21 protein-coding genes are annotated in these 25,757 nt (G+C 38.4%); 6 read left to right on the forward strand and 15 right to left on the reverse strand.

Annotated features, from left to right (window positions below; all coding sequences use genetic code 11):
- Positions 1 to 492 precede the first annotated feature (492 nt).
- Complete coding sequence (locus AB7942_RS19860; RefSeq protein ID WP_369448204.1) at positions 493 to 1,524, reverse strand: VanW family protein; 1,032 nt, start codon at positions 1,522 to 1,524, stop codon at positions 493 to 495.
- Between the two features lie 361 nt (positions 1,525 to 1,885).
- Between AB7942_RS19860 and AB7942_RS19865 the strand changes: the two genes are divergently transcribed.
- Positions 1,886 to 3,049, forward strand: a complete 1,164-nt coding sequence (locus AB7942_RS19865) for a polysaccharide deacetylase family protein (RefSeq protein WP_369448205.1) — start codon at positions 1,886 to 1,888, stop codon at positions 3,047 to 3,049.
- A 280-nt stretch (positions 3,050 to 3,329) separates the two neighbouring features.
- On the opposite strand, the gene aspA is transcribed toward AB7942_RS19865, so the two are convergent.
- Positions 3,330 to 4,748: an aspartate ammonia-lyase gene (gene aspA / locus AB7942_RS19870; protein WP_369448206.1), complete on the reverse strand. Its 1,419-nt coding sequence runs from the start codon at positions 4,746 to 4,748 to the stop codon at positions 3,330 to 3,332.
- Between the two features lie 312 nt (positions 4,749 to 5,060).
- Positions 5,061 to 5,483: a MarR family winged helix-turn-helix transcriptional regulator gene (locus AB7942_RS19875; protein WP_369448207.1), complete on the reverse strand. Its 423-nt coding sequence runs from the start codon at positions 5,481 to 5,483 to the stop codon at positions 5,061 to 5,063.
- A gap of 195 nt (positions 5,484 to 5,678) precedes the next feature.
- On the opposite strand from AB7942_RS19875, the gene AB7942_RS19880 reads away from it, so the two are divergent.
- A complete protein-coding gene (locus AB7942_RS19880) occupies positions 5,679 to 6,134 on the forward strand; it encodes a CBS domain-containing protein (RefSeq protein WP_335440255.1) in 456 nt (151 codons plus the stop codon).
- A gap of 56 nt (positions 6,135 to 6,190) precedes the next feature.
- On the forward strand, positions 6,191 to 7,435 hold the full coding sequence (locus AB7942_RS19885; RefSeq protein WP_369448208.1) for an MFS transporter: 1,245 nt from the start codon (positions 6,191 to 6,193) through the stop codon (positions 7,433 to 7,435).
- A gap of 48 nt (positions 7,436 to 7,483) precedes the next feature.
- Here AB7942_RS19885 and AB7942_RS19890 read toward each other — a convergent pair whose 3' ends face one another.
- The 10 genes from AB7942_RS19890 to AB7942_RS19935 form a co-directional block, all read right to left on the reverse strand.
- Positions 7,484 to 8,368 (reverse strand): YitT family protein, encoded by an 885-nt coding sequence (locus AB7942_RS19890; RefSeq protein ID WP_369448209.1) that lies wholly within the window; start codon positions 8,366 to 8,368, stop codon positions 7,484 to 7,486.
- Between the two features lie 238 nt (positions 8,369 to 8,606).
- Positions 8,607 to 9,332 (reverse strand): sirohydrochlorin chelatase, encoded by a 726-nt coding sequence (locus tag AB7942_RS19895; protein WP_369448210.1) that lies wholly within the window; start codon positions 9,330 to 9,332, stop codon positions 8,607 to 8,609.
- Positions 9,333 to 9,360: 28 nt separating this feature from the next.
- Positions 9,361 to 9,960 (reverse strand): adenylyl-sulfate kinase, encoded by a 600-nt coding sequence (gene cysC / locus AB7942_RS19900; RefSeq protein WP_369448211.1) that lies wholly within the window; start codon positions 9,958 to 9,960, stop codon positions 9,361 to 9,363.
- 16 nt (positions 9,961 to 9,976) lie between these two features.
- Positions 9,977 to 11,125 (reverse strand): sulfate adenylyltransferase, encoded by a 1,149-nt coding sequence (gene sat / locus AB7942_RS19905; protein WP_369448212.1) that lies wholly within the window; start codon positions 11,123 to 11,125, stop codon positions 9,977 to 9,979.
- Positions 11,126 to 11,130: 5 nt separating this feature from the next.
- On the reverse strand, positions 11,131 to 12,147 hold the full coding sequence (locus tag AB7942_RS19910; RefSeq protein WP_483310889.1) for a sulfate permease: 1,017 nt from the start codon (positions 12,145 to 12,147) through the stop codon (positions 11,131 to 11,133).
- A gap of 89 nt (positions 12,148 to 12,236) precedes the next feature.
- A complete protein-coding gene (locus tag AB7942_RS19915) occupies positions 12,237 to 12,953 on the reverse strand; it encodes a phosphoadenylyl-sulfate reductase (protein ID WP_369448213.1) in 717 nt (238 codons plus the stop codon).
- 79 nt (positions 12,954 to 13,032) lie between these two features.
- Complete coding sequence (locus tag AB7942_RS19920; protein ID WP_285289242.1) at positions 13,033 to 13,188, reverse strand: YezD family protein; 156 nt, start codon at positions 13,186 to 13,188, stop codon at positions 13,033 to 13,035.
- 249 nt (positions 13,189 to 13,437) lie between these two features.
- The gene (locus tag AB7942_RS19925) at positions 13,438 to 15,465 is read right to left on the reverse strand and encodes a YhgE/Pip family protein (RefSeq protein WP_369448214.1); all 2,028 of its coding nucleotides are present in this window, start codon (positions 15,463 to 15,465) and stop codon (positions 13,438 to 13,440) included.
- A gap of 136 nt (positions 15,466 to 15,601) precedes the next feature.
- Entirely contained in the window at positions 15,602 to 17,554 is a 1,953-nt protein-coding gene (ltaS, locus tag AB7942_RS19930; RefSeq protein WP_369448215.1) for a lipoteichoic acid synthase, read from the reverse strand.
- Between the two features lie 459 nt (positions 17,555 to 18,013).
- On the reverse strand, positions 18,014 to 21,178 hold the full coding sequence (locus AB7942_RS19935; protein ID WP_369448216.1) for an efflux RND transporter permease subunit: 3,165 nt from the start codon (positions 21,176 to 21,178) through the stop codon (positions 18,014 to 18,016).
- A 153-nt stretch (positions 21,179 to 21,331) separates the two neighbouring features.
- On the opposite strand from AB7942_RS19935, the gene AB7942_RS19940 reads away from it, so the two are divergent.
- Positions 21,332 to 22,192, forward strand: coding sequence for a TetR/AcrR family transcriptional regulator (locus AB7942_RS19940; protein ID WP_369448217.1), 861 nt, complete (start codon positions 21,332 to 21,334; stop codon positions 22,190 to 22,192).
- 111 nt (positions 22,193 to 22,303) lie between these two features.
- Entirely contained in the window at positions 22,304 to 23,908 is a 1,605-nt protein-coding gene (locus AB7942_RS19945; RefSeq protein WP_369448218.1) for an MDR family MFS transporter, read from the forward strand.
- Between the two features lie 34 nt (positions 23,909 to 23,942).
- Here the strand turns inward: AB7942_RS19945 and splB are convergent, their stop codons facing one another.
- Both splB and AB7942_RS19955 read right to left on the reverse strand, forming a co-directional pair.
- Entirely contained in the window at positions 23,943 to 24,971 is a 1,029-nt protein-coding gene (splB, locus tag AB7942_RS19950; RefSeq protein ID WP_098932074.1) for a spore photoproduct lyase, read from the reverse strand.
- The gene (locus AB7942_RS19955) at positions 24,964 to 25,212 is read right to left on the reverse strand and encodes a transcriptional regulator SplA domain-containing protein (protein ID WP_369448219.1); all 249 of its coding nucleotides are present in this window, start codon (positions 25,210 to 25,212) and stop codon (positions 24,964 to 24,966) included. Before AB7942_RS19955 ends, splB begins: the two co-directional genes overlap by 8 nt.
- Before the next feature lie 198 nt (positions 25,213 to 25,410).
- Here AB7942_RS19955 and AB7942_RS19960 point away from each other — a divergent pair, with 198 nt between their 5' ends.
- Positions 25,411 to 25,746 carry a hypothetical protein gene (locus tag AB7942_RS19960; RefSeq protein WP_088086773.1) on the forward strand — a complete coding sequence of 112 codons (336 nt, stop codon included), beginning with the start codon at positions 25,411 to 25,413 and terminating at the stop codon, positions 25,744 to 25,746.
- Positions 25,747 to 25,757: the final 11 nt, after the last annotated feature.

Here is a 25,757-nt window from a genome sequence, read left to right on the forward strand (position 1 = left end):
TTTTTACATAAAATTATTATAGAAAAGTATTGAAGTTTGATAAATGGAAAATTGTATATTTCAATCGTTTCCCTATTTGCAATAAAATAATACAAGCATAATAATTCCATTTTTTCTCCATACTAAGAAGAAAAAAGATGAGGTGAATAAAATGGGACTACTCAACTCTTTTAACCAGTGGAAAGAGACTAAATACCAGAATCATGTCTCGAATATGAAAGACCAGGGCAAATGTCCTGATTGTTATGGTCGAGGCTATACCGTGTACCCTTATAATGAATTTGCATACTTTAATTCGTTTGAATGCCCGGGATGCCAAGGCAGTGGTCAATATACAGATTGGGAGGAAATGAGGTAATACTGTAAAACGGTAACCCATTAAAAATAAACATAAAAAATCCCTTCATCAAATCCGTTTTCTCGGTTCAATGAAGGGATTCTTTCTGACTTTAATGGTATCTTTTCATGTGGCAAACTTCACATTCTTACTAGTTAGATACCTTTCTTTACTTGGTCTTGGAAGGCTGTTGATGTCCTTACCTCTACTGTTAGTGACCCATTTCTTACAATTGCCTTTAATATTAAAGGTACACCAGATGTATTTTGAAATCTAAAATCTTTGCCGCCATAGGATACGGTTGCATCTCTTCCTTTTGGCACGTAACCGACCTTTAAGGAATGATGATGTTTTTCTACATAAGTTACAGCTATTTGATCGATTGCATTATACAAAGTAGAAGAAGTTTGGCAAATGCCTCCGCCATATCCCTCGACTAATTTCCCGTAATTAATCTCTTGTGCTTTTTGGTACCCGTGCTCCGCATCACTCGGGCCAACTGTCGTATTGTATGAAAAATAATCATTCGTTCCAAGGATTACATTATTTATCGCTTCTGCTGATAGTTCAATATTTTTCGTTCTTCCCTCAACACCACTATTAAAATAAGTAGTATATGAGGCAATTACCACTTCATCTAAATGGGCCGCGTCTTCGTTTTCATATCCACTTGCAGTAATATATAAAGGAATCTCTACATCGCCGCCTTTTTCTGATACCAGCATAATCTTTTCAGCCAATTCTTCTTCATCAAGGATTGTTTGAGGTGTTCCTTTGATCACCTGACCATTTCCATCCAGCTTATCAAGAACCATTCGTTTATCGTACCCAGGTGTCGATTGAGATCCCCGCGCTAATTCTCTGGTCAATTTTGCAATTTCAACTTTATAATTTTCAGGATTAGTTATATACCCTAAATCCTTCGTATTAAAAGTTTTTACCTTGTCTTTCGTGTTCGGATCTATAATATTTACATATACAGGCCTTGCCTCTTCCCGTTTTCGTTCTTCTTCACGTTTCTTTGCTTCTGCCAGTTTTTTTTCTTCTTGTAATTTTTTCTCTTTTTCACTCTTTTGTTGCACTTCTGCTGCCTTTGCCTCTTTTTCTTTTGCGGTTTGTTCCGTACATCCAGTTCCTATTAAACAAACTGCTACTAATAGTGAAATTACCCAATTATGCTTCGCCATTTTATCCTACTTGACCCCTTTTTTTATAGCTCTATGCCCTTTTATAAATAGTTAGACGATACCCATTGAATTTTGTTTCATCTGACTCTCCTATTCTATTCCATTTTTAATTACAATTTCCTGCAAAAAAGTTGGAAATTATAATATAAAAATAATAAACAAGATGAAGTTTGTATAAATCGTAGTCTTTTTTTAAAGGTGCGTGGCAACTAAGCCCATTTCCTCATATGGTATAAATAAAGCAGAAATCAATTAAATATCAATACCACTTTAGTCCCCTCTTTGACTTCAGCACCAAATTATTCCTTGTACTAAACGATTTCTGCACCCTGGTCAGAACGAAAATAAAGGGGGAATTACCATGACAGAAATCTTAATACTTATTAGCATTCTTTTATTTTCAGCATCTCTTGTTTTAGGAGTAATTTCTCATGCCCATCGAACAAGAGGAAAAGGAATTTATTATACTCTGGCAACAATCTGTTTGCTATGCGTTGTTTTCCTGTTGTTTTTTCACGACAGGAACCTGCCTGCCTTAAGTGGAAAAACAGTTGATTCTCCTAAAACAGAGATACCTTCAGGTTCCGGACAAAATAATGGAACCGATTCAGGAAATGAAAATCCACCCGACATCGAAAACCCTCCATCCGAGGAACCAGCAAAAGAAGAACCTAATCAACCTAACCCCACTACTCCCGAACAAATTATTGTGGGTGATAACAACACAGTTGACTACAAGGTCGTTAAAGGCGATACATTATTCTCCATCGCCAAACGAGCAAATGTGACTGTAGAAAAAATTAAGCAATGGAACCGTCTCCCTTCCGATGTCATCTATGTGGGTCAAATATTGAAGCTTTATGGGAAGAGTGTAGAGCCGGCACAACCTGCAGATCCACCAAAGCAGGATCCCCCACCTACAACAGCTTCATCTGTGATTATTTCAAACGGCAGCCTCCAGCAGAAAAAAATCGCATTAACCTTTGATGCCGGAAGTGATGCAGTGGGCATTGGGATACTCGATGTGTTGAAAAAGCATAATGTCAAAGCCACCTTCTTCCTTACCGGTAAATGGGTTGTGAAATATCCAAACCTCGCTAAAAGAATTGCCGATGAAGGACATGATATAGGTAACCATTCTTATTCCCATCCGGACGCAGTAAAAACGACAGCTAGTGCATTTAAAAAGGATATCATCAAAGCTGAAGAAGCAATCAAGAATGCAACGGGAAAATCACCCCAACCGTATTTTCGCTTTCCATTCGGATCATATAATTCATCCGCTCTTAAAACAGCAGGCGAAGCTGGGTACCCGTACAGCATCCAGTGGTCACTTGATACGATAGACTGGCAGCAGCCGGCTACTGGGGTAATCATCTCCCGGATTAAAACTGGAGCAAGCAACGGTGACATCATCCTCATGCATATCGGTGGAATAAACACACCGGAAGCTGTTGATCAAGTAATTCCATGGCTAAAAGCCCAAGGGTACCAACTGGTTCCATTGAGCGATCTATTAAAGTAAAAAAATAGTGCCTGACACTCAATACGTAATGTAGCGGGTGTCAGGCACTCCTTATTTAAAAGAATAATATTTTTGTAAAGGCTGTGTTAAAGGTTATTATTGATTTTATAGCCAAGTTGATTGGAGCGGAAGGCGCGTAGACTCCTGCGGGAGGACGGGGCAGGGGAGACCCCGCAGGCGCGCTTAGCGCCGAGGAGGCTCCCCGGACCGCCCGCGGAAAGCGAAGCGCCTGGTGCGGAAATCAACACCCAAGTATAACCGAGTCTTTGTAAAATGAACTTTAATCTCTATCTAAAAGAGCAGCACCTGCGATTCCAGGTTTGGTCATTTCATATATATTCAAAATAAGATCTAATTCCTCTTCGCTTAGCACATCATATTTCAGGCATAATTCACGAACAGACTTGCCAGTTATAGTTGCTTCTCTTGCGATTCTCGCAGCCACTTCATAGCCAAGGTGTGGATTAACCGCTGTAATAATACCTACGCTTTTTTCAACATTCTCTTTTAAGCGAGCCTCATTAGCCTCAATCCCTACAAGACAATGATCCGTAAACGATCGGAATCCGTTGTTCATAATACTAATAGATTGAAGTAAGTTAAAGACTAATACAGGTTCCATGACGTTCAATTCAAGCTGGCCTGCTTCTGAAGCTAAACAAATGGTATGATCGTTTCCAATCACCTGAAAGGCAATTTGATTAATCAGTTCCGGCATAACAGGGTTTACTTTTCCAGGCATTATCGAAGATCCTGGCTGACGGGCTGGAAGGGAAATCTCAGCAAGGCCAGCACGAGGACCTGATGCCATTAACCGAAGGTCATTGGCGATTTTTGACATGTTCATCATACACACCTTTAATGCTGCTGAAACTTCGGTATAGGCATCCGTATTTTGCGTAGCATCAACCAAATGTTCTGCATTGACCAACGGTAATCCACTGATTTCTGTAAGCTGTTTGACGACATCTATTATATATTTTGGGTCTGCATTTAATCCTGTTCCTACTGCTGTTGCTCCCATGTTCACTTCATATAAATTCCCCCGAGAAAGATTGACCCGTTTAATATCCCGTTCAAGCACTCGGGAGTAAGCCTCAAATTCCTGACCTAATCGAATTGGAACTGCATCCTGAAGATGGGTTCGACCCATTTTGATAACGTTTTCAAATTGCTTAGCTTTATCCTTAAAGACCTTAAGCATATCCTGCATAGTCTCTAGCAATTTTTCAAGTAACCTGAGTGTTGCTATATGAATAGCTGTAGGAAATACATCATTCGTTGATTGCGACATATTCACATGTGTATTGGGACTTAAATGCATATAAGCACCTTTTTCATGACCAAGTAACTCTAGTGCACGGTTGGCAATCACTTCATTAGCGTTCATATTCATTGATGTCCCTGCTCCACCTTGGATCGGGTCAACGATAAACTGATTGTTCCATTTACCTTCAATTATTTCATCAGCTGCTTGGCTAATAACGTTGCCAAGTCCACTATACAGCCTCTTCGTATTCATATTGGCAATTGCAGCCGCTTTTTTAACCATCGCGAGGGCGATTATTAACTCCTCATGAATTCGATAACCTGTAATTGGAAAATTTTCAACTGCCCTTAATGTTTGAATCCCATAATATGCATCTACAGGGATCTCTTTTTTGCCTAAGAAGTCTTGTTCAATTCTTTTAGTGTCCATGATAATTTGTCTCCCACCCTTTATAGTAAACAGTCGATATTAAAATTTTTTCACACAAAAATAATACCAGTTTAATCAACCAATGTCTCTCTTTTTACAGATATAGCTGAAATTGCTTTATTAATGTTACACTTTTTTAAAAAAATCCCTGCATACGAACTTCCTTTTGAGAGTTTTATAGAGCTTTTATCGCCGCTTAAGGCCCGATATAAAAAAGAGGTTGATCCAAAAATTGTTTATCACAACTTTTTGGATTACCTCTATTTTCTATAAACTAGAATCTTACTCTTTTTTTCGTTTTATAATCAAATATTAATTAAAGGCCCGATTGAATTTTTCCAAAAGTACTCCGAATACTTCACGTTCCTCATCAGACCAATCTTCCAAAAGTTCGGCAATTCTCTTTAAACGTGCCTGTTTATAATCGAATAATTCCTTTGTCCCCTGCTCTGTTAATTGTAGGGAATATGCTCTCCCATCCAATGGATCGGGAATTCTGTACAAATAACCTTTATGCTCTAAACCCGCTGCCTGCCTGCTGATGGTAGATATATCTAATTTAAATTCCTCCGCTATAACTTTAACCCCTGCTGCACCCTTCGTTTTGATGCGATGAAGGATTAAATAGGCTGATCTATCAAGATTCCCGAATTTTTTATTATTCGAAATTGAAGTAGTTCGGCGAATCATAATCGCTAGTTCAAGTTCGATCATTTCTAAAGTATGTTCATCCATTTATTTCTTACCTCACTGTCAACCTTATTTCCTCATAATAATTATGATAACATACTCGCATTATCATTAGTAATCACAGCCTGCCGCCATCGCAAAATCACTATTGACGTAGTGGAAATTTGTTGTATAATACAATTATATACTTTCATCATACAACTAAATCAAAAAGATGGAAACTAACAATAGGAGGAGATTATGAAAGCCCACGATATCATGATTACCCAAGTGCAGAAAGTAATGGAAAGTGATACTGTTCAGTCTGTTATTGAAAAATTTATTGACTATCGTATCAGCGGCCTTCCAGTTGTCAACGACAGAAACGAAATTGTTGCATTCGTAAGTGACGGGGACATACTGCGTTATATAGGCAAGCATGAAGACAGAGTGGTTGACAATTTCTACTATGCTTTTGTAATAAAAATGGATGAAGAGAGTTTTGAAGAAAGAGAACAGCGAATATTGAGTTTAAATGTTATGGAAATTGCCAAAAGAAAGGTTTATAAAGTTTCTTGGGATGAGGAACTTGAAAACATTTCTGCAATTTTAGGAAAAAAACAAATTAAAAAAGTTCCAGTTGAGCGAAATGGGGTATTAGTCGGAATCATTAGCCGTGGGGATGTTATCAGGAATTCCTTTAAGTCATTACTCTAACACTTTATTATCGAACACGGTGCCTCAGGAAAAATAAAACATTAGGGGGAAGTTAAATGTCATCAACAACAGAAACTAATATATCAGCACCACGACAGATATCAGCAGCAACAACTGGTAAGGTAAGTCTACTTAGTCAACCAAAAGCAGTTTGGGCTGTATTTTTTGCAAGTATTATCGCGTTCATGGGATTGGGTCTTGTTGATCCTATTTTGCCGGCAATCGCCGAACAATTAAAAGCCTCACATAGTGAAGTAACTCTACTTTTCACTAGCTATAATGCAGTTATGGCGGTTGCCATGCTTATTACTGGGGTGATATCGTCAAGGCTTGGCATCAAATGGACATTACTTACTGGAATCGTGATCATTGCAGTATTCTCGGCACTTGGCGGATTTTCAAACGGGATTTGGACACTTGTTGGGCTTAGAGGCGGCTGGGGCCTTGGAAATGCACTGTTTGTGGCTACAGCTTTATCCGCGATCGTGTCGCTTTCAAATAGTGGGACGGCAAAAGCGATTATTTTGTATGAAGCAGCAATCGGTCTTGGAATTTCAGTGGGACCTCTGCTAGGCGGTTGGCTTGGCGCTATGTCATGGCGGGGGCCGTTTCTTGGGGTTGCTACTTTAATGGTAATTGCCTTTATTGGCCTCTTTATCCTGATGCCAAAATCAACTACTGCAAATGTTAAAATAGCTCGAACTTCTTTATTGGATCCGTTCCGCGCATTAAAGCATCGTTCACTTTTAGTTTTCGGTATTGCAGCCGCACTCTACAACTTTGGCTTCTTCACCTTGCTGGCTTATGCACCATTTGTCATGGGCTTAGATGAACACGGTCTAGGCTACGTATTCCTTGGATGGGGAATCTTACTGGCTGTCACCTCTGTTTTTATGGCGCCAAAACTTACCGAATGGTTTGGAACCATAAAATCAATGTGTATTATGTTAATTTTGTTTGCTCTCCTTTTAGTCGTTATGGGGATGTGGACGTCGACACAATGGGTGTTAATCGCCGCTGTTATTCTAGCAGGTGCATTATTAGGCAATAACAATACCCTGATCACCACAGCTGTGATGAATGCAGCCCCGGTTGAGCGTTCAACAGCATCTGCTGCATACAGCTTCCTCCGTTTTATTGGAGGTGCGATTGCTCCCTTTACTGCCGGAAAACTTGCCGAAATTTATAATCCAAGTGTTCCATTTCTTGTTGGTGCGGGGTTTGTCATCGTTTCGGTCCTTTTTATTTGGGTTAATAATAAACATGTGAAGCATGTGGATGATATTGGTTTAGGCCACTAATGATAGTTGAAGGATCTGTGATTCATTTGCAGATCCTTTTATTTATTGTTAATGAATATCCTTTTTCTTAAATCGGCCTCCACGGACTTCTGAAATGTCTGCTATAGCTAAAAAGGCTGTCGGATCAATATCCTCTACAATTGTGGTTAATTTAGATTCTTCCAACCTCGTGATAATGCTGAAAATGACCTTCTTGCTATCTCCAGTAAAGGCACCTTGACCCTTAATGTAAGTAACCCCTCTTCCCAGTCTGGCATTGATAGCATTTCCAATTTCTTCTGCCTCATCACTAATAATCCAAACAGATTTGGACTCTTCTAATCCTGCAACAACAGCATCTATCGCTTTAGATGCAATAACATAGGCTAACAGAGAGTACATCGCCCGGTCCCAACTAAACACAAAACCGGCAGCTCCTAAGATAAAGATATTGATAAACATGATGATCTGGCCAACTGAAAATGGGACCTTTTTAGTGATCACAAGTGCCAATATTTCTGTCCCGTCTAACGCTCCGCCATTTCGGATGACGATTCCTACGCCCATACCCAGAATCATCCCCCCAAAAACAGTAGCAAGGAGAATATCATCTGTAAATGCAGGAATCGGGTGGAAAAATGATACAAAAATAGATAAAACGATTATTCCATAAACAGTAGAAAATGCAAAGGTTTTCCCCAACTGTTTATATCCCATATAAACAAAAGGCAAGTTTAAAATGAAGATGAAAATCCCTAATTTCCATCCAATTATATGGGCAAGCATAATTGAAATACCTGTAATGCCGCCATCAATAACATGGTTAGGAACTAAAAAAATCTCTAACCCGGTAGCCATAAGAATGGCTCCAATTGTAATAGCAATGGTTCGAAGAATAACTTTTCGAAGTGGTAACTTGCGGTGTTGAATTTTTTCATTTATAAGTTCTGTCACAAAATCACATCTTTTCGTTAGATTTTCCCATTTTATTATCCCCTGCTTTAGCCTCTCTTCTAATAGATTTATTTATGTAAGAGATATTTACATTTACACCTTTATTATAACATTTATCCTATTAAAAAGTGAACTTTAGTTCAGGTTTTAAGATCATTTATATAATATAATTCCAAATAAATAGCTAATAATCCATTGGACTATTAGCTAATGTGCTTTAATAATACTTAGCGTATTTTTAACATCCTGCAACCCGTTCAATGATGATATCCTCAATGACTCGATGTTTGCTAAGTGAACCTGTGTGGATAATTTGCTGATCAAGATTTTGTCTCATGCTGACCTTTTGATCGACTTCAGTTAAAAGTAGACCGGAAAATAATAAATAAGGAACAACGATTATTTTTCCAGTTGAATTTTTGGAAATAGCCTCAAGACCTACTGGGAACTTGGGCTCAGTTGCAGCCAAATAACAAACAGAAACAAGTTTCGTTCTGAGGCGTTCCTGAATCCCTTCAGATATCTGTGCGAAGGCAGTGTGAATGCTCAGGTCACTGCTTCCTCTTCCAACAATTAAAATGGAATCCTCCGAAGATAAATCTACGACAGTATTCCTAACGAGTTCAGCAATTCCATCGAGAATCCGCCCCTGGACACCAAAAGGATTCCTTATTTTCACTTCGATTTTCGGAAACCGCTTCTGAAGAGAAGTAAGTGCACGAGGAATATCTTCTTTAATGTGACCTGCTGCCAACAAGAACAGGGGAATGACTGTAATTTCAGTCGCTCCCCTAATCACACAGCGCCGAAAGCCTTCCTCAATACTTGGTTCGGTCAACTCAAGAAAACTCATTTCCTGAATAGAAACATCAATTCGTTCCATTACTCTATTTATGAAGGAATTTGCTTCCTCTGCTCCTTCTTTTGAGCGTGTGCCGTGGCCAATGTAAAGAATCCCTCTCATTCTCGCTGCCCCTTTATTAATTCATCATTTAGATAATTTTTTTCTCTCTTAAATAAGCAAAGACTTGTTCCACTGCCTCTTCCACACTTACCTGATCAGAACGAAGTGTGATTTCCGGTTGTTCTGGCGCTTCATAAGGTGAATCGATTCCCGTGAAATCTTTAATTTCGCCACGACGCGCTTTCGCATAGAGTTGCTTAGGATCGCGACGTTCACATTCCTCGATTGGACATTGGACGAAAACTTCAATAAATTCACCGTCTTCAAATAAAGCCCGCACTTGCTCACGATCAGAGCGAAATGGTGAAATAAAGGCGGTGGTCACCACTTTGCCGCTGTCGACAAACAACTTGGCAACTTCGCCAATTCTTCGGATATTTTCAGTTCGGTCATAATCGGAAAAACCAAGATCCTTGTTTAAACCGTGGCGAATATTATCACCATCGAGGACATATTCATTGATTCCCTGACGGAACAATTCGTTCGATACAGCATTTGCGATAGTTGATTTTCCCGATCCTGAGAGTCCCGTAAACCAGAGTACACAGCTTCCGTGACCATTTTTTTCACGCCGAATTTTTTTGGAAATAGATGTTTCATGCCAAGTAATATTCGTTGGTTTAGACATTGATTTATTTTCCTCCTTACACTGTTGCTTTTTCTTTCATTCCCTCAATTAACACTTCAACAACTTCTTTGCGGCTAAAGGTAGACGGTGGAAGTACTCCTGCTCGTAGCATCTCTCTCACCTTTGTTCCAGAAAGAATCACTCTGTCTTCCTTGCTATGCGGACAAGTTTTATCTGAAGCCATTCCTTCGCATTTATTGCAATAGAAGCTATGTTCAAAGAACAAAGGCTTGATACCAAGTTCTTCTTCTGTAAAATTACTGAAAATATGCTGGGCATCGTAAGTTCCGTAATAATTTCCAACTCCTGCATGGTCACGACCAACAATAAAATGGGTGCAACCAAAGTTTTTACGGGCAAGTGCATGGAAAATGGCTTCCCTTGGTCCTGCATATCGCATAGCTGCTGGATACACACCAAGTTGGACTCGTTCGCTAGGATAATAATTCTCTAGTAAAACACGGTAACTTTTCAAACGGACATCCGCAGGGACATCATCTGACTTTGTTTCGCCAACAAGCGGGTTGACGAACAAGCCATCGACCGTTTCAAGGGCAGCTTTTTGAATGTACTCATGTGCACGATGAATAGGATTTCTTGTTTGGAAACCTACAACAGTCTTCCAGCCCTTTTCTTCAAAAATGGCCCGTGTTTCCTTCGGTTCAAACCACACATCACCGAATACTCCTTTTTCGGCTTTTTTTACTAGTACAACTTCCCCAGCAACGTAAACAGGTCCTCTTTCGTAAAGACGTTTCACACCAGGGTGGGCAAGTTCCTCTGTTTTATATACTTCAAGTGCTTCTTTGTCTAAATCAGGTTCATACCATTCTGAAACCCTAATAACACCATAGACTTCCTTGTTAAATGAAAGTTTGTACTCTTCTCCTGCCACAAGTGTTTCAGCAACACCGTAAGATACGGGCAATGTTACAGGGATAGACCAGATGGTATTGTCTGCTAAACGCATATTGCTCACGACAGATTCATAGTCTTTTTGGCCGAGAAAGCCCTTTAAAGGACTGAATAATCCGATTCCAATTAATTCTAGGTCACTTAATGCAATTGCATCAATTTCAATTTCCTTTTCGATTGTGGTAAGATTGTAATTTGGGTCGAACGCTTGAATAAGTTTTCCTCCATGAGGTTTTGGTAAGTATGACATTTTGATCAACCTTTCTCTACAAATTTTAATTTATTCGCTACCTTCGTATTCGGGACTCCTACCTTTGAAGGTGATTTCTTCATTAGGAACAATACGCCAAATACGGAGATTAAAACACCTATCATTGCAATAATTGGATAGAAGTTCTGTTCAATCACCAATTGAATAATGGTGTATGAAAGTACCATCGATAAAACAGGAGATACAATCCAAACAGTTAATAGCTGAACCACAATATCTTTTTTTAGAACTGCTTTTCCATATTTGGCAAAGCCAATACCGATAATGGAGGAAGTGGTAATTTGCGTTAATGGGACAGGAATACCAAACAGCGAAGCAGCAGTAACAATACTTGCTCCAGTACCTGAAATTACACAACCTTCTTCTATCCTGAGAGTCGTTATTTTTTTTCCATTGGTTTCAATCACCCGGTTACCTAGAAAGAAGGCACCTAGTGCAACGGCTAGACCGCCCCAGATGACCGCATCTCCCTTATGCATTAATCCTGCGGCAACAAGTGGTCCAACTGCATTTGCTACATTATTCATTCCAGCGGAGAAGGCTTCAAACAAGCCCATAAGTACAACAATGATTGCTAATATAGGACCAGCTTTTGACTTCTCCATCCATGTTTTAATGAATGGTCGCCTCAATAGTGATGCAGCCAAAATGGCAATAACAAATGCAGCAAAAGGAGTAAGCAGCCAAAACATTGCTATCCACAAAACCTTGCCTACAAAAACCGATTGATATACTACACCTGCCCCAATAACTGATCCTACTGCCACTTCGCTGGTCGAAAGAGGAATCCCAAAAATGTTGGCTAGGAATAATGATAATGCTGCTGAGGCAAGCACAATCAAGGCAATCGCCGTCGTAAAAGTACTGCTAGGGACAATCCCGCTCCCGATAGTCTTTACGACTTCCTCTCCACCTAGCCAAGCACCTAGGAAAACTGCAATGGCACATAGAGCCAATGCCTTTCTTTTTGCTATTACACCGGCTCCATAGGATATACCCATCGACGCTGCAGCACCACTAGCACCAATATTTACTGCAAAAAATAATCCTATTGAAACCGCAATTATGGTAAGCGTAGGAATGACCTCCTTTACTTAGAGTGCAAACCGCACTCCGTTTTACTGCTGCCCGTCCAACGCCCGTCTCGGGAATCACCATTTGTTCCGACGGCCTGTGTACATGGGAAACAGCCAATACTTGGATAGTTTTGATCATGTAATTGGTTATATGGGAGGTCTCTTTCCCTGATGTACGACCAAACCTCATCCCACGTCCAATGAATTAATGGACAGATTTTTATATTTTTAAATTTATCATCTTTGTTAACGAATTGCGTATCCTTCCTTGTTGGCGACTGTTCTCTCCGAAGACCTGAAATCCATGCATCTTTTGGAGTTAATGCCTCGCGCAGAGGGATGACCTTTCTGATTTGGCAGCATTGGTTTGAATCACGTTTCCATAATGCCGAGCCATATTCTGCTGCTTGTTGGTCTAAACTCAAATCAGGGGTTTTTCGCTCGATTTGTAACTCTGGAAAACGAGCTTCAATCTTATCAATCACTTCATACGTTTCAGGAAAGTGGAGCCCTGTATCTAAAAAAACAATCTGAGCATCTTTTTTTACCTGATAAATCAAATCGATTAATACAATTGCTTCAGCACCAAAACTGGATGCATAGATAATTTTCCCTTCAGGATAATTGCTATATGCCCACTCTAAAACAGACCTGGCACCCTTAGTCTCATCCTGAATAGAGAAGTTTTCCGAGATTTCACTCCAATTATTATAAGTCACTGCTTTTGTCATCCTCTATGGACCCCCTTTGTCAAAATAGAAAGGCTGTCTCCCACCACAAAAAGGTGTAGACCGCCTCAAGTTTTTCTAGTCAGCGAATTTTATTTGATTGAAGACGAACCTTTTCATTTTTCTCAATTTGTACTATTTTTCCATCCTGAACTACTAGTGTAATAGATCCATATTTTAATGTGTCCAGCATACGTTCAATATGTTCCTTTACTTCTTGCCATTCTGAACCTTCCAGTTGATTCGCCTCCCTTTCAAAAACCGCCAATCCACTCAGGAAATGCGATTTAAACCTTATCTCCCACCAGGTTGCTTGGCTTAATTGGACCAGTCTCCTCAGCCAAACTTGATAAGAATATTTAATATTAAAATTAATCCTACCATACACATAGGAATTGTCAATATGATTTATTACAATATTTAAAAAATCCTAGACTGATCACATATAAAAAAAGAGGCAGACAATTGTCCACCTCTATTGCACTAACTAAGGAATGATCTTAGTCGTTCTGGCCTTTTCTGCTGTTTGTTGAATCCGTTTGCTTAAAGGTTTTTTTAATATCAATGCTACAAGAAAACTAATGAATACAAAGACCATTAATGAAAGGATATCTTTAATAACCACCTCTTTGATCATTCCACCGACCGTTTCACGGAGCATGCTTACCGCATACGTAAACGGCATAAAGGGGTTTAATTTTTGAAAAAAGGAAGAGGTCAAACTAACTGGAAACGTAGCTCCCGAACTAGATATTTGCAGGACTAAGAAAAGGATTGCTAAACCTTTTCCAATATTTCCGAACACCGAACATAAGGAATACGTAATCATAACAAACACGATACTGATAAAAATGCTTAAAAGTACAAACCAAAGTTTGTCCACAGCATACGTGTGAATTAAAAACAAATCACCCAGAGCTACAATGGCTGCTTGGAAGATGCCGATCGTCAGAAATGTTAGCAGCCTCCCTAAATAGATTTGGTAGCTTTTGTATCTATTCTCAGGGTCATCGACATCTACTTTTAAGGAAGCAATCAGGAGAGTAGCCCCGACCCATAGAGCCAGCATCGTATAAAAAGGGGTCATCGCCGATCCATAATTCGGGATAGGAAATAACCTTTTCGTTTTCAATAGGATTGGGCTCGATAAAAAGTTACTTTCCTTTTGTGGATCATGTTTAAGAAATTGGATTAAATCATTTATATTCACACTGCCTTCAAACTTACGGATTTTATCGGCCGCACTTCTAATTTTTGTTTCAAATTCAGGTAAGTCATTTCGAGCTAAGTCCGCTGCTTTATGAACAACTTTTACAAGTTCGGGAAGCCTAGTTTGAACAAGATTACTGGCTCTTCGAATGTCTTCCTCCACTTTTGGCAAATCATTCCGCACAAACTCAGCCGCCTTATGTAGTTTCTGTTCAACCTTGGGCAAATCATTTTTAAAAAATAAGGCTGCTGAATTTATACCCCGAGTTGCTTCGTCCACTTTCTGTTGAATGCCAGTCCGAGTGTCATGGATGCTACTATGGATTTTTACTAACTCCTCGTACAATTGGTCTAATTGCTCTTGATTTGCTGTAGTATCTACCTGTTTTGTATCCTTTACGCTATCGATTGCTTGGTTAAGTTTCGTTTCTATCTCATTTAAATTCGATCCTACTTCTGAAATGATATCGGTGGTACGCTGCATATCAGTAAGTTTCCCTTGTAGTACGATCACTTTGTCCCCGGCGTCCTTTATAAGTGGCAAACTAGCTTCAACTTTCAAGATACTGGTGCCGGCCTGCTGGATTTCGGGAATTCTTTGTTCAAGCTCAATAATTTTCTGTCCCTTTGCTTGTATTTCAGGCAGCCTCTTCTCCAGTTCAATCGCCTTTTTTCCCATTTCCTCTATCTGCGGTAATGCTTTTTCTAATTCAAAGATTTGTTTCTCAACATTATAAATGGAAGGCAATGCTTGCTCAAGCTCAATACCTGCTCTATAAAATAAAGAGAATAACTCATTTCCTACCGTTTTAATAAACGCCTGACTAATTTGCGAAGTAACACTCGATGCCCCTGAGTTTGCAATTTTTGGGGCCACGGCATTGATTTTTTCGTTAACAGCGAACTCTATATTTGGTTTTTGAGGGTTCACTTCTAAAATACTCGTAAGTTTCTTTGAAAAATCCTTTGGGATAATGAGATATGCATAGTAGTCCCCTTTCTCTACGCCACTCTGTGCATCCCTCCGATTCACAAAAACCCAACCAAGCTGGTGATTTTTTTTTAGGCCTTTTACAGTATCATTTCCAACATTAAATTTCTTCCCACGAATTTCCGCTCCTTCATCCTCGTTGCTAACGGCCACCCGAATCCCCGATGTATTGCCGTAAGGGTCCCACATCGATTTGATATTAACCCATGCATAGGCAGAAGGCAGGATCATTAGTGCCCCAATTAACAAAACTACAGTTGGAACCCTAAATATATTTCTCCAATCTGTTTGGTAAATATGAAAAATCTTCCCCACTATTTCCCTCACCTTTCACTAGTAGTCCATGATCTTATCTTCCTACTATCTACAGGAAAAGATTCAGGAAATAGAAACGAAATGCACAAAGAGGGCTGCCTAAGAAAATTTACTTAGGCAGCCCTCTTTGGTTTACTTACTTATTGGGTTCCACATCAGTCGTGGGATTATAGTTATATTTTGAACGGTCGACAGGAATAAACGTTTCAGGTTTGTAGAAACGTAATAAATCTCCATTGACAACTTTATCTGAAAGCTTTAATTTATATTCGACGATTTTCTGATCTTTCTTAGCTTCTTCGGTTTTAGCTTTATCTATTTTCATTCCCGTTTTGGAATCATAGAACTTACCATCAATAGAGGTGATAGTTGAACTTACAAAGCCTCCATTTCTGAAAGGAACTACATCATCATGCTGCTCAGATAATAGGTCGGTTCCAAATTGGACATATTCTTTTGTGTCCGTGCCAAGCAAGTGAAGAAGTGTTGGAAGAAGATCGATTTGACCACCGTATTCGTGGTTTACTCCACCTTCCATTCCTGGGACACGAATAAATAAAGGCACGCGCTGTAATCCACTATTTTCAAATGGTGTAATTTCTTTTCCCATTACCTGTGCCATTGCTTTATTATGATTTTCTGAAATACCATAATGGTCCCCGTACATCACAATAATGGAACGATCATATAAACCTGATTTTTTCAGGTAGTCAAAGAATTGCTTCAATGCTTCGTCCGCATATCGTGCAGTTTGAAAATACCCATCAACCGATTTATCACCCGTTGTACCTGGTGCAATCGTTGCGTCTTCTTCATTAATCGGATACGGATAATGATTCGAGACGGTAATAAATTTTGTATAGAATGGCTCTGGTAAAGATTCCAAAAGTGGAATCGATTGTTCATAAAATGGCTTATCCATCAGTCCATACTCAGCTAGATCTTTAGAATCTATTTTATAGTAGTTTGAATCAAAGAACTTGTTAAAACCAAATGATTTATAAATTTCATTACGATTCCAGAAGCTACCTGAATTCCCGTGAAATACAGCAGACGTATAGCCTTGCTGACCTAGTATTGCGGGAGCAGCCTCATAGGTGTTTAAACCTTTTGTCGTATATGCTGACCCTTGAGGTAATCCATATAATGAATTTTCTAACATAAATTCAGCATCCGACGTTTTACCTTGTCCAGTTTGATGGAAGAAATTATCAAAGTAAAGCGTATTTTGATCTTTCGTTAATGAATTTAAAAATGGTGTTACTTCTTCCCCATTCAACTTGTAATTAATAAGGAAGTTTTGCATTGATTCAAGATGAAGATAGATTACATTCATTCCTTTTCCAGCACCAAAGTAAGCTGGATTTGGCTTTGCATAATTCGATTTTGTATAGTTAACGACTTCAGTAATATCATCACTGCTCGCCATAACCCTTTGAGCGGATGCTTTCGTACTTTGAACGGCATCATAAATTGTGTAATTGTACATACCTAAATATTTCACGATATAGTTTCGGTCAAATCCTCTTGTTAATAATTGAGGACGGTCCGTTTCAGCTAGGGCTAGATTCGCACTAGAAATCGCAAGAGCCATTGAGAATAATGCTGCGACTTTCCCACGATTCATGTCATTAGCCTCTATTTTCACAAAACGAGAAACAAGTAAGGCAGCCAAAATAATGATATCAATGAAGAATAAAAAATCATACGGTTTTAATAGGGACGTCACACTTCCGCTTACATCGCCAAAATTTTGTGTCTGCGTTAATGTTGGTAAAGTAATAAAATCATTAAAGAAACGGTAAAATATGATATTCGCATATAATAAAATCGATAAAAGAAAATCGATGACAATCAGCCCGATATACTTTTTTCTACCTTTTAAAAAGAAAGAAAGTCCTAAGAAAAGTAAGGCAGATCCGAGCGGATTGATAAATAATAGAAACTTCTGAAGTGAATTTTCTATTCCTAAGTCAAATTGCGTTAACTGAACGATATATGTTTTTATCCATAGGAAAAACACAGTCAAAAAGAAAAAGCCAACATATTTATTAAAAATACTTTGACCTTTTTGCAATAAGTTATTCATATAGCACCTGCCTTGTAGTCTATTATTATATAATTTTAGTCATTATTTTAAATATAATGGGTGGATACTGTTCCCAATAGTCTATCATCTATATTAGCATTTAAATATGAACAATCCATGAATATTTTAGAAATAATCAAATTGGGCAACACAAAAATATTACTATACTCCATTTTTTTTAAATGTCAAGGTCTCATATAAATTAAGGCTCTGTTAAATTGGCTGTTGATTTCCGCTCCAGGCACTTCGCTTTCCGCGGGCGGTCCGGGGAGCCTCCTCGGCGCTAAGCGCCTGCGGGGTCTCCCCTGCCCCGTCCTCCCGCAGTAGTCTTCGTGCCTTCCGCTCCAATCAACATGGTTATAAAAATCAACAATGACCTTTAATTCAGCCTAAAAATAAAGGAAGCTGATTCATTGATCTAAATGATCTACGAATCAGCTTCTAATATTTTTATTTCAATTATACAGCTTTTTCTATCTGCTTCTTTTCTTTTCGCTTAAGTTTCATCAGCGTTTCATACACAATCGGTACAATTACTAATGTAAGCAGCGTCGAACTTGTCAGTCCACCGATGACCGTGACACCTAATCCCTTCGAAATTAGTCCACTTCCCTCCATACCGACTGCTAGTGGTATAAGTGCACCAATTGTCGCAATAGCTGTCATAAGAATAGGACGAAGGCGTGTTCCAGCTGCTTCAAGAATGGCCTCTCTTGTTGAAAGTCCATCATTCTCTTTATGAATAACACGGTCGATTAATACAATTGCATTCGTTACAACAATACCAATTAACATTAAGGCACCAATCATAGCAGAAACACTTAAGGTTTCACCAGAGATCAATAACCCTAAAAGACCGCCGATAATCGTAAATGGTAAAGAGAATAGAATCGCTAACGGTGCTAACCCTCCACCAAATGTAATAACGAGAACTAAATAGACAATCGCAATGGCTGCAAGCATAGCTAAGCCTAACTGTGTAAATGATTCTGCAATATCTTCCGTAACCCCGCCTACTGAAATATCGACGGATGATGGAAGTTTTAATTTGTCGACTTTCTTTTGAACCGCAGCTGAAACTTTAGAGACATCTTTGGTAGTAATTTCAGCACTAACACTTGCATAGATACGACCATCTCGTCTTGTAATGGTATCAGATGTATTTCCCTGTTTTATATCGATGACATCCTTAATAGGGACTGCCATACCCATAGGGGATTGAATTGTCTTATCAGTAAGTTCATTAATATCTTCAAAATCATCTTTCTCAACTTCTAAATAGACATTCATTTCTTTGCCGTCTTTTTTAATTGTTGTCAATACTTGACGCTGTCCATTACCAGCTAGTTCCATGCCAACTTGCGCAGCAGTAAGTCCTAATTGACTTAACTTTTTCTGATCAGCTACTAAGGTATACTCTTCATAAGTATCCGCAATACTAGTTTTCACATTTCTAAGTGAATCATTTTGTTTTAAAATTTTTGAAATATTGTTTACGACTGGTTCAATATCATTCATATTGTCCCCAAATACATTAAACGACAGAGCATTGGATGATCCCATACCTGAAAAATCCTGACTAGCCCATTCGCCTTTATCTTTTCTTTTGTTCAAATCTTTGATCACATTTTCAGTTTCTTGTGAAAAGTTTTTTGTATCTTTATTATATTCAACAAAAAACATCGCCGAATTACTTTGACCTGGATTCATTGGATTTTCTCCACCAACGGAAAACTGAATTGTTTTAACTCCTGCTCTGTTCTCGAAAAATCCCTCTGCTTCGGTTGCAATCCGTTCAACTTCATCCAATGTTTCACCAGGTGCTGGTTTATAAGTGGCAACAACCATTTTTTGTTCATCAGATGGAAGGAAACTTACCCCGATTACTGGTACAAGGAACAAACTGCCTACTAATAACAGAATAGCTAAACCGAAAGTAATGATTTTATGGTTTAATGACCAATTGAGAACCTTTTTATATCCCAATGCTAATTTACCTGGTTTATTTTCCACATGTTCTTGTTTCATTGATATGCCCTTTTTAAATAAGGAATGAGCCATCATCGGAACAATCGTAATGGCTACTAATAGAGATGCCATTAATGCGAATACGATGGTTAATGCAAAAGGTAAAAACATTTCCCCTACAGGCCCTTTTACTAAGCCTAATGGAAGGAACACAGCAATTGTTACTATTGTGGATGAAAAAATGGGCATAAACATTTCTCTAGTGGCGGCGACAATTAATTCTTTACCACTTAAAGTTTCATTTTTAAGTGACATCCGTCTAAAAATGTTTTCGATGACAACAATCGAATCATCAATGACTCGGCCGATCGCTACTGTCATTGCTCCAAGTGTCATCATATTAAGCGTAATATCCATTTGTTTTAACAGTAATATCGCAATTAATATGGATAATGGAATCGATATAACTGAAATTATCGTTGTGCGGAAATTTCTTAAGAAAAGCAAAATTATAATCATGGCGAAAATTGCACCAAATATGGCTTTATTCAGCATTGTTGAAACTGATTCTTCGATCGGTTTCCCCTGATCAAAAATGGTAGTAACCTTTAAGCCATCAATCTTACCTTCAAAATCACTTAATTTTTCTTTGACGGCGTTCACAACGTCCACTGTATTTGCGTCTTGTGCACTTGTAATCTGCACTCCGATGGACTCTTCTCCATTTGTCCTAGAAATAGATTCCGCTTTCCCAATTACCTCAATTGTGGCAATATCTTTTAGTTCTATAGTAGGGATAGCTGCAGGTGCTTGTGCAGATTGTTTGCCTTGGGTAACTTGGCCTCCAGTCATACCTTGTTGTCCCTGGTTTTGTTGACTGCCCGTCATTCCTTGTTGGGTGCCACCTACCGATGGAATGACGGGAATTTTAATTGCTTTTAAGTCGTCTATTGTAGTAACATTACCATCCATAACAACGGACTTTTGTGTATCTTTAAACGTGTATAATCCTAATGGAATGGTTACATCAGAAGCTTTGATCAAATTTTTTACCGTCTCTTCAGATAAGCCATATTCCTTTAATTTAGTCTGATTAAATTTCAATTGAACTTCGTCAACCTGTTGACCTGAAATTTGAACGGTAGATACCCCTTCAATACCTTCAAGTTCTGGAACAATCTCTTCTTCAGCTGTTTTTGTTAATTCTGCCAAAGATTGTTTGGAATTTGTAATACTTAATGACATGACTGGGAATGCAGAAAAACTCATCCGGGAAACTTTAGGTTCATCTACTCCGTCCGGAAGTTTCAGATTGCTCAATGCTTCCTTCACTTCATTTTGAGCTTTTTCCATATCTTTATCAAAATTGTATTCTATCTGTATAGATGAAGCATTTTGAAACGAAGAGGAACTAACAACAGAAACCCCGTCTAAATTCTCCACTCGTTTTTCAATCGGTTCTGTAACTTTTTCAGCTACTTGTTCTGGCGTCGCACCAGGATATACCGCCAAAACTGAAACAAGTGGTGTGTTGATATTTGGAATAGTTTCGAGTTTCATGTTCATCCCCGAATACAATCCAGCAATTGTAATAATAATGGTTAACAGCCATACGGCAAATTTGTTCTTCAATGAAAACTGAATGATTTTCTTCATATTTCGCTCCTTCTTATACATTGTTGACATTTTGGTCTGATTCGAATAGGATTGACTATACGGTCATAACAGATTTAATCATACTGACCAACCGGTCATAAGTCAAGAAATATTCATTATGGCATAGGAACATCAATTAATGGAGGGTTTATTTTGACAGAAAAGGAGAAAGTTATTATAAAATCAGGGATGAAGCTTTTTGCTCAAAAAGGTTTTTCCTCGACGTCTATACAAGAAATTGCTACTGAAAGTAATATTTCTAAAGGAGCTTTCTATTTACATTTTAAGTCCAAAGATGATTTATTACTCGCAATTCTGGAATATATATTTGAAACGATTGAATCAAGTAGATTAGTTTTTGAAAACCAAGATTTATCGCCCCGAGAAAAATTCATTAAACAAATCTCTGCTTTTTTCGGAACCTTTATCGGACATAAAGAGTTTTTAACAATGCTCTCCAAAGAACAAGCGATCCCAAGGAATGAAGAAATTAAAAAGCTATTTTTTAAAAAGCGCTTTGAATTCCATTTATTATATCGCAAAGGATTAGTTTCTATTTATGGATCAAACACAGAGCCTTACTCAATTGATCTGGCATTTATTCTTGAAGGGTTTTTTCAATCGTATGTAGGGTTATTGATAATGGAACCAGCGGAGTTTGAGATTGAAGAGTTATCCCACTTTTTAATGCGAAGGATGGATAGTATCGTAAAAGATATTTCAAACGAAGAACCCTTCTTAACTGAGGAAAAGCTGGGAAACATTATCAAAAACTCTAAGCAATGTTTTGAACCTGTAAATCTAAATAATATTGTTGAAAAGATGAGAAATGAAATCGATTCAATGGAAAATAGAGAAGCGTTGGAAATTTCACTGGATGTCCTTGAAGAAGAAATGAGTAAACATAGCCCTCGTCTTCCTGTCATTAAAGGGATGCTTTCTAACTTTAAAGGAATTCTTGCACTTGAAAAATACACCAAGGAAATTGCTGATTTTTATGACTTTGACATATAGAGGATATGTTTCAACTATCCTTTACTATAAAAATGATTGACTGACCAGCCAGTTTTATTGTATATTTTATGACGGTACTTAATTAATAACATCCAGTTAGGAGAAAAATATATGAATATAGAAGAAAAACAGATAAATACAAAATTAATCATTACCGGCTTAATTATTGGTATGTTTTTCAGTGCTTTAGAACAAACCATCGTAGGAACAGCCATGCCTACGATTATTTCGGAATTAAATGGCTTTACCATTTTTGCATGGGTTACTACTGCCTATATGATCACATCGACAACGGTTGTCCCGATCGTTGGTAAACTATCTGACTTGTACGGTAGAAGGTTCCTCTATTTAATCGGAACGATTATCTTTATTATTGGTTCAGGTCTGTGTGCAACTGCAACATCTATGGAACAACTAGTCATCTATAGAGGTCTTCAGGGTATCGGCGGCGGGATGATTATGCCCCTTTCTCAGACAATCATTGGGGACATCTTTACAGCTGAACAACGGGCTAAATGGCAAGGGATTTTTGGTGGGCTGTTTGGGTTAAGTTCAGTTATCGGTCCTTTCTTAGGCGGACTTATTGTTGATAGCATTAGCTGGCACTGGATTTTCCTGATTAACGTTCCCTTTGGACTTCTTTCCGCTATCTTAATCTTTATGGGATTCAAAAACGAAACAGTTGCAAGTAAAGGCAAAGTTAATATTGATTATTTAGGGATTATCACATTAATTCCTGCCATTGTCCTATTATTGCTAGGTTTGACATTCGGAGGGGATAAATTTGAATGGGCCTCAACCACATCTTTCCTTATTTTCGGTGGTTCCATTATACTGCTTATCATTTTCGGTTTCATTGAACGAAAAGCAATTGAACCAATCTTGGATCTTTCATTTTTTAAAAACCGAACATTTGCAACGATGAATGCTTTAGGATTTTTACTTGGTCTTGGTATGTTTGGGGCCATTATGTTCGTACCTATGTACATGCAAGGTATTCTTGGCGTTTCACCAACCCAGGCTGGTTCTACTATGACTCCAATGATGATTGCTTTAATTGCTGCAAGTATAATTGGCGGGCAACTATTACTAAGATTTAGCTTTCGCTCAGTACTAACAGCAGGTATGCTGCTTGGTGCTTTAGGATTCTTTTTAATGAGTACAATGGGGATCGATTCAAACGAATACACTGCTTATGCATATATGGTTGTTCTTGGTTTAGGGATGGGCTTAGTTATGCCTACATTAATGATTGCGATTCAAAATGAATTTCCAAAATCCCAACTGGGGACTGTTACATCAGCTTCCACCTTCTTTCGCTCCATAGGTGGAACAATTGGGATTACCGTTTTAAATTCAATCATGAATCACACACTTAAAGGAGAAATGGTTACTGCAGCTAATGGTACTGAAAATCCAATTGCACACCAAGCATTAACAGCTCTTTCAGAAAAAACGGATTCATTATTTAGTTTACTACTCAATCCGAGTCTTTTAAAAATGCCTGAAGATATCCAAAATAGCGTGATTCATGCTATTCAAATTGCCTGGTCCGATTCTTTTTCTACGGTTTTCTTGACAGGGCTCATCTTTATCGCAGTCGGGGTTTTTGTGGCTCTTGCTGTTGGCAAAGGTCGTATAAAACGAGATAACGAGCTTAATGAGAGCGGCGAACAACAAGTGACATCGTTTAATCGAGATGCAACTGAATCATAAGATGAAGAGGGATTCCAATTGAATCCCTCTTTTTCTATGTGAAATATTCTATTTTTGCTTGCGGAAAATAGGTGTTAATATATCTGCCAAGAGTATCTTTTATATCTTCTTGCTCTTCATTCGTATAGACGAATTTTCCAATCCCGTAGCGTCCCCATTTCCATTTACGTTTGGTCTCATCTAATTCAAGTTTTGTCATCGGGTAATTTTTTTGAATCACACGCTTAGCTGGTTTTGTAAAACGATGCTGAATCATTTCAAAGGTTAAATCCTGTTTAGCCGACTCCGGAAGTTCCGCCTCCAGCTTTTCTAACATTTCTTTATATCCTTCCTTCCATCCCTCATGCAGATATATCGGGGCAATAATGAAACCTAAAGGAAACCCAGCGCCTGCCACTTTACCTGCTGCCACTATTCTATCGGGCAGTCTTGATGTTCCCGGTTCAAAGTTCTTGATAATATAATCGTCATTGACACTAAAGCGAAAACGAGTTTTTCCATTGTGTTTAGCATCAAGTAAATGGTCTACATGTGCAAATTTAGTTACAAAGCGGAGCTTGCCATATTCAGACTGTCCGAAAAACTCTATCGCCTTTTTTAATGTATGGGTCAAATGGTCAACGCCCACGATATCGGAAGTACAGGAGGCTTCAAACCTGGTTGGTTCAGGTGCACGTTCTTTCATGTAATTCTCTGCAGCCTCAAAAATATCTTCAAGATTGACATAGGTACGAATATAAGGTTTACTGCCCATAGTTGTCTGTAAATAGCAATAATGGCAATGGCCCATACATCCTGTCACAAACGGGATGGCATATTCTGCAGATGGTTTGGAGGTATCAAACTTTAATGTTTTCCTTACCCCAATGACCAACGTGGATTTAGCGGTGCGGTATTTTTGAAAATCATTATCTCCAGGTAAGTTTCTTATTTGATTGTGTGAAGTTGTTTCCCTTATTTCAATGCCCATATGTTCAAATTTGGCAATTAACTCTTTCCCAAGTGGATATTCCAGTGCACTTGGTTCAACGTAAACGAGTTGAGGAACAAAAGGCTTAACCATAATAATCCCCCATCTCTGCCATTCCAAAAGCCTCCTGATAAGCAGATTCCGCCTCATGTGCCGACGAATAGACAGCAATTTCATCTGTTAAAGGGTAATAGGTTTCGTAGACAAAAAGTGCTAGTTGATCAGGGTTCTCAGGATTCTGCACAACTGCGGCTTCTTGGATATTGGCTACATCCTGTGCATGCGGGTTCCGAATAATTATATGAACGATTTGTCCTGGTTGGTATGATTCCATTTTTCCACCTAATCCTTTCATATCTAGGTTTTCTATTGATATTATTCTCCAGAGGAGATTTTTAAGTGGAACGAAATATTTCCATTTCAAACGTGGAACCTACAGCTTTAATGGAAGAACATTGATTGAAGAATAAATTTAGTATCTGAGGGAAATGTAATGATAGGTTTGTAAAATATCATCTAGGGGATGCTGCAAGTGGCAATTTTTGTGTATCAGACATTTGAGATCAAACAGGATAAATTTAAAGAAGGTATTGAAAATTTAAAGGAACTAAAAACATTCAGAAATGAGAATTATGATCAAAATGTCGAGATTTTAACACCCGTTTCAGGTGAGGATCATACATATGCACTACTTACCAAATATGAAGGCTTAGCTGAAATGGAATTACAAAACAAAAAAATGTTTGAGGATGAAGAATACTTAAAGCTTATTGGAGACTTTTTCCTACAAAATATTGTTCAAGGCAGTATGTATACGCAAATTTACCGCGCTCTAAGTGAGAAAAAAGCCGACAAAAAACACGGTTAGAATCAGCCGTG

The organism is Neobacillus sp. BF23-41, from assembly GCF_041106275.1.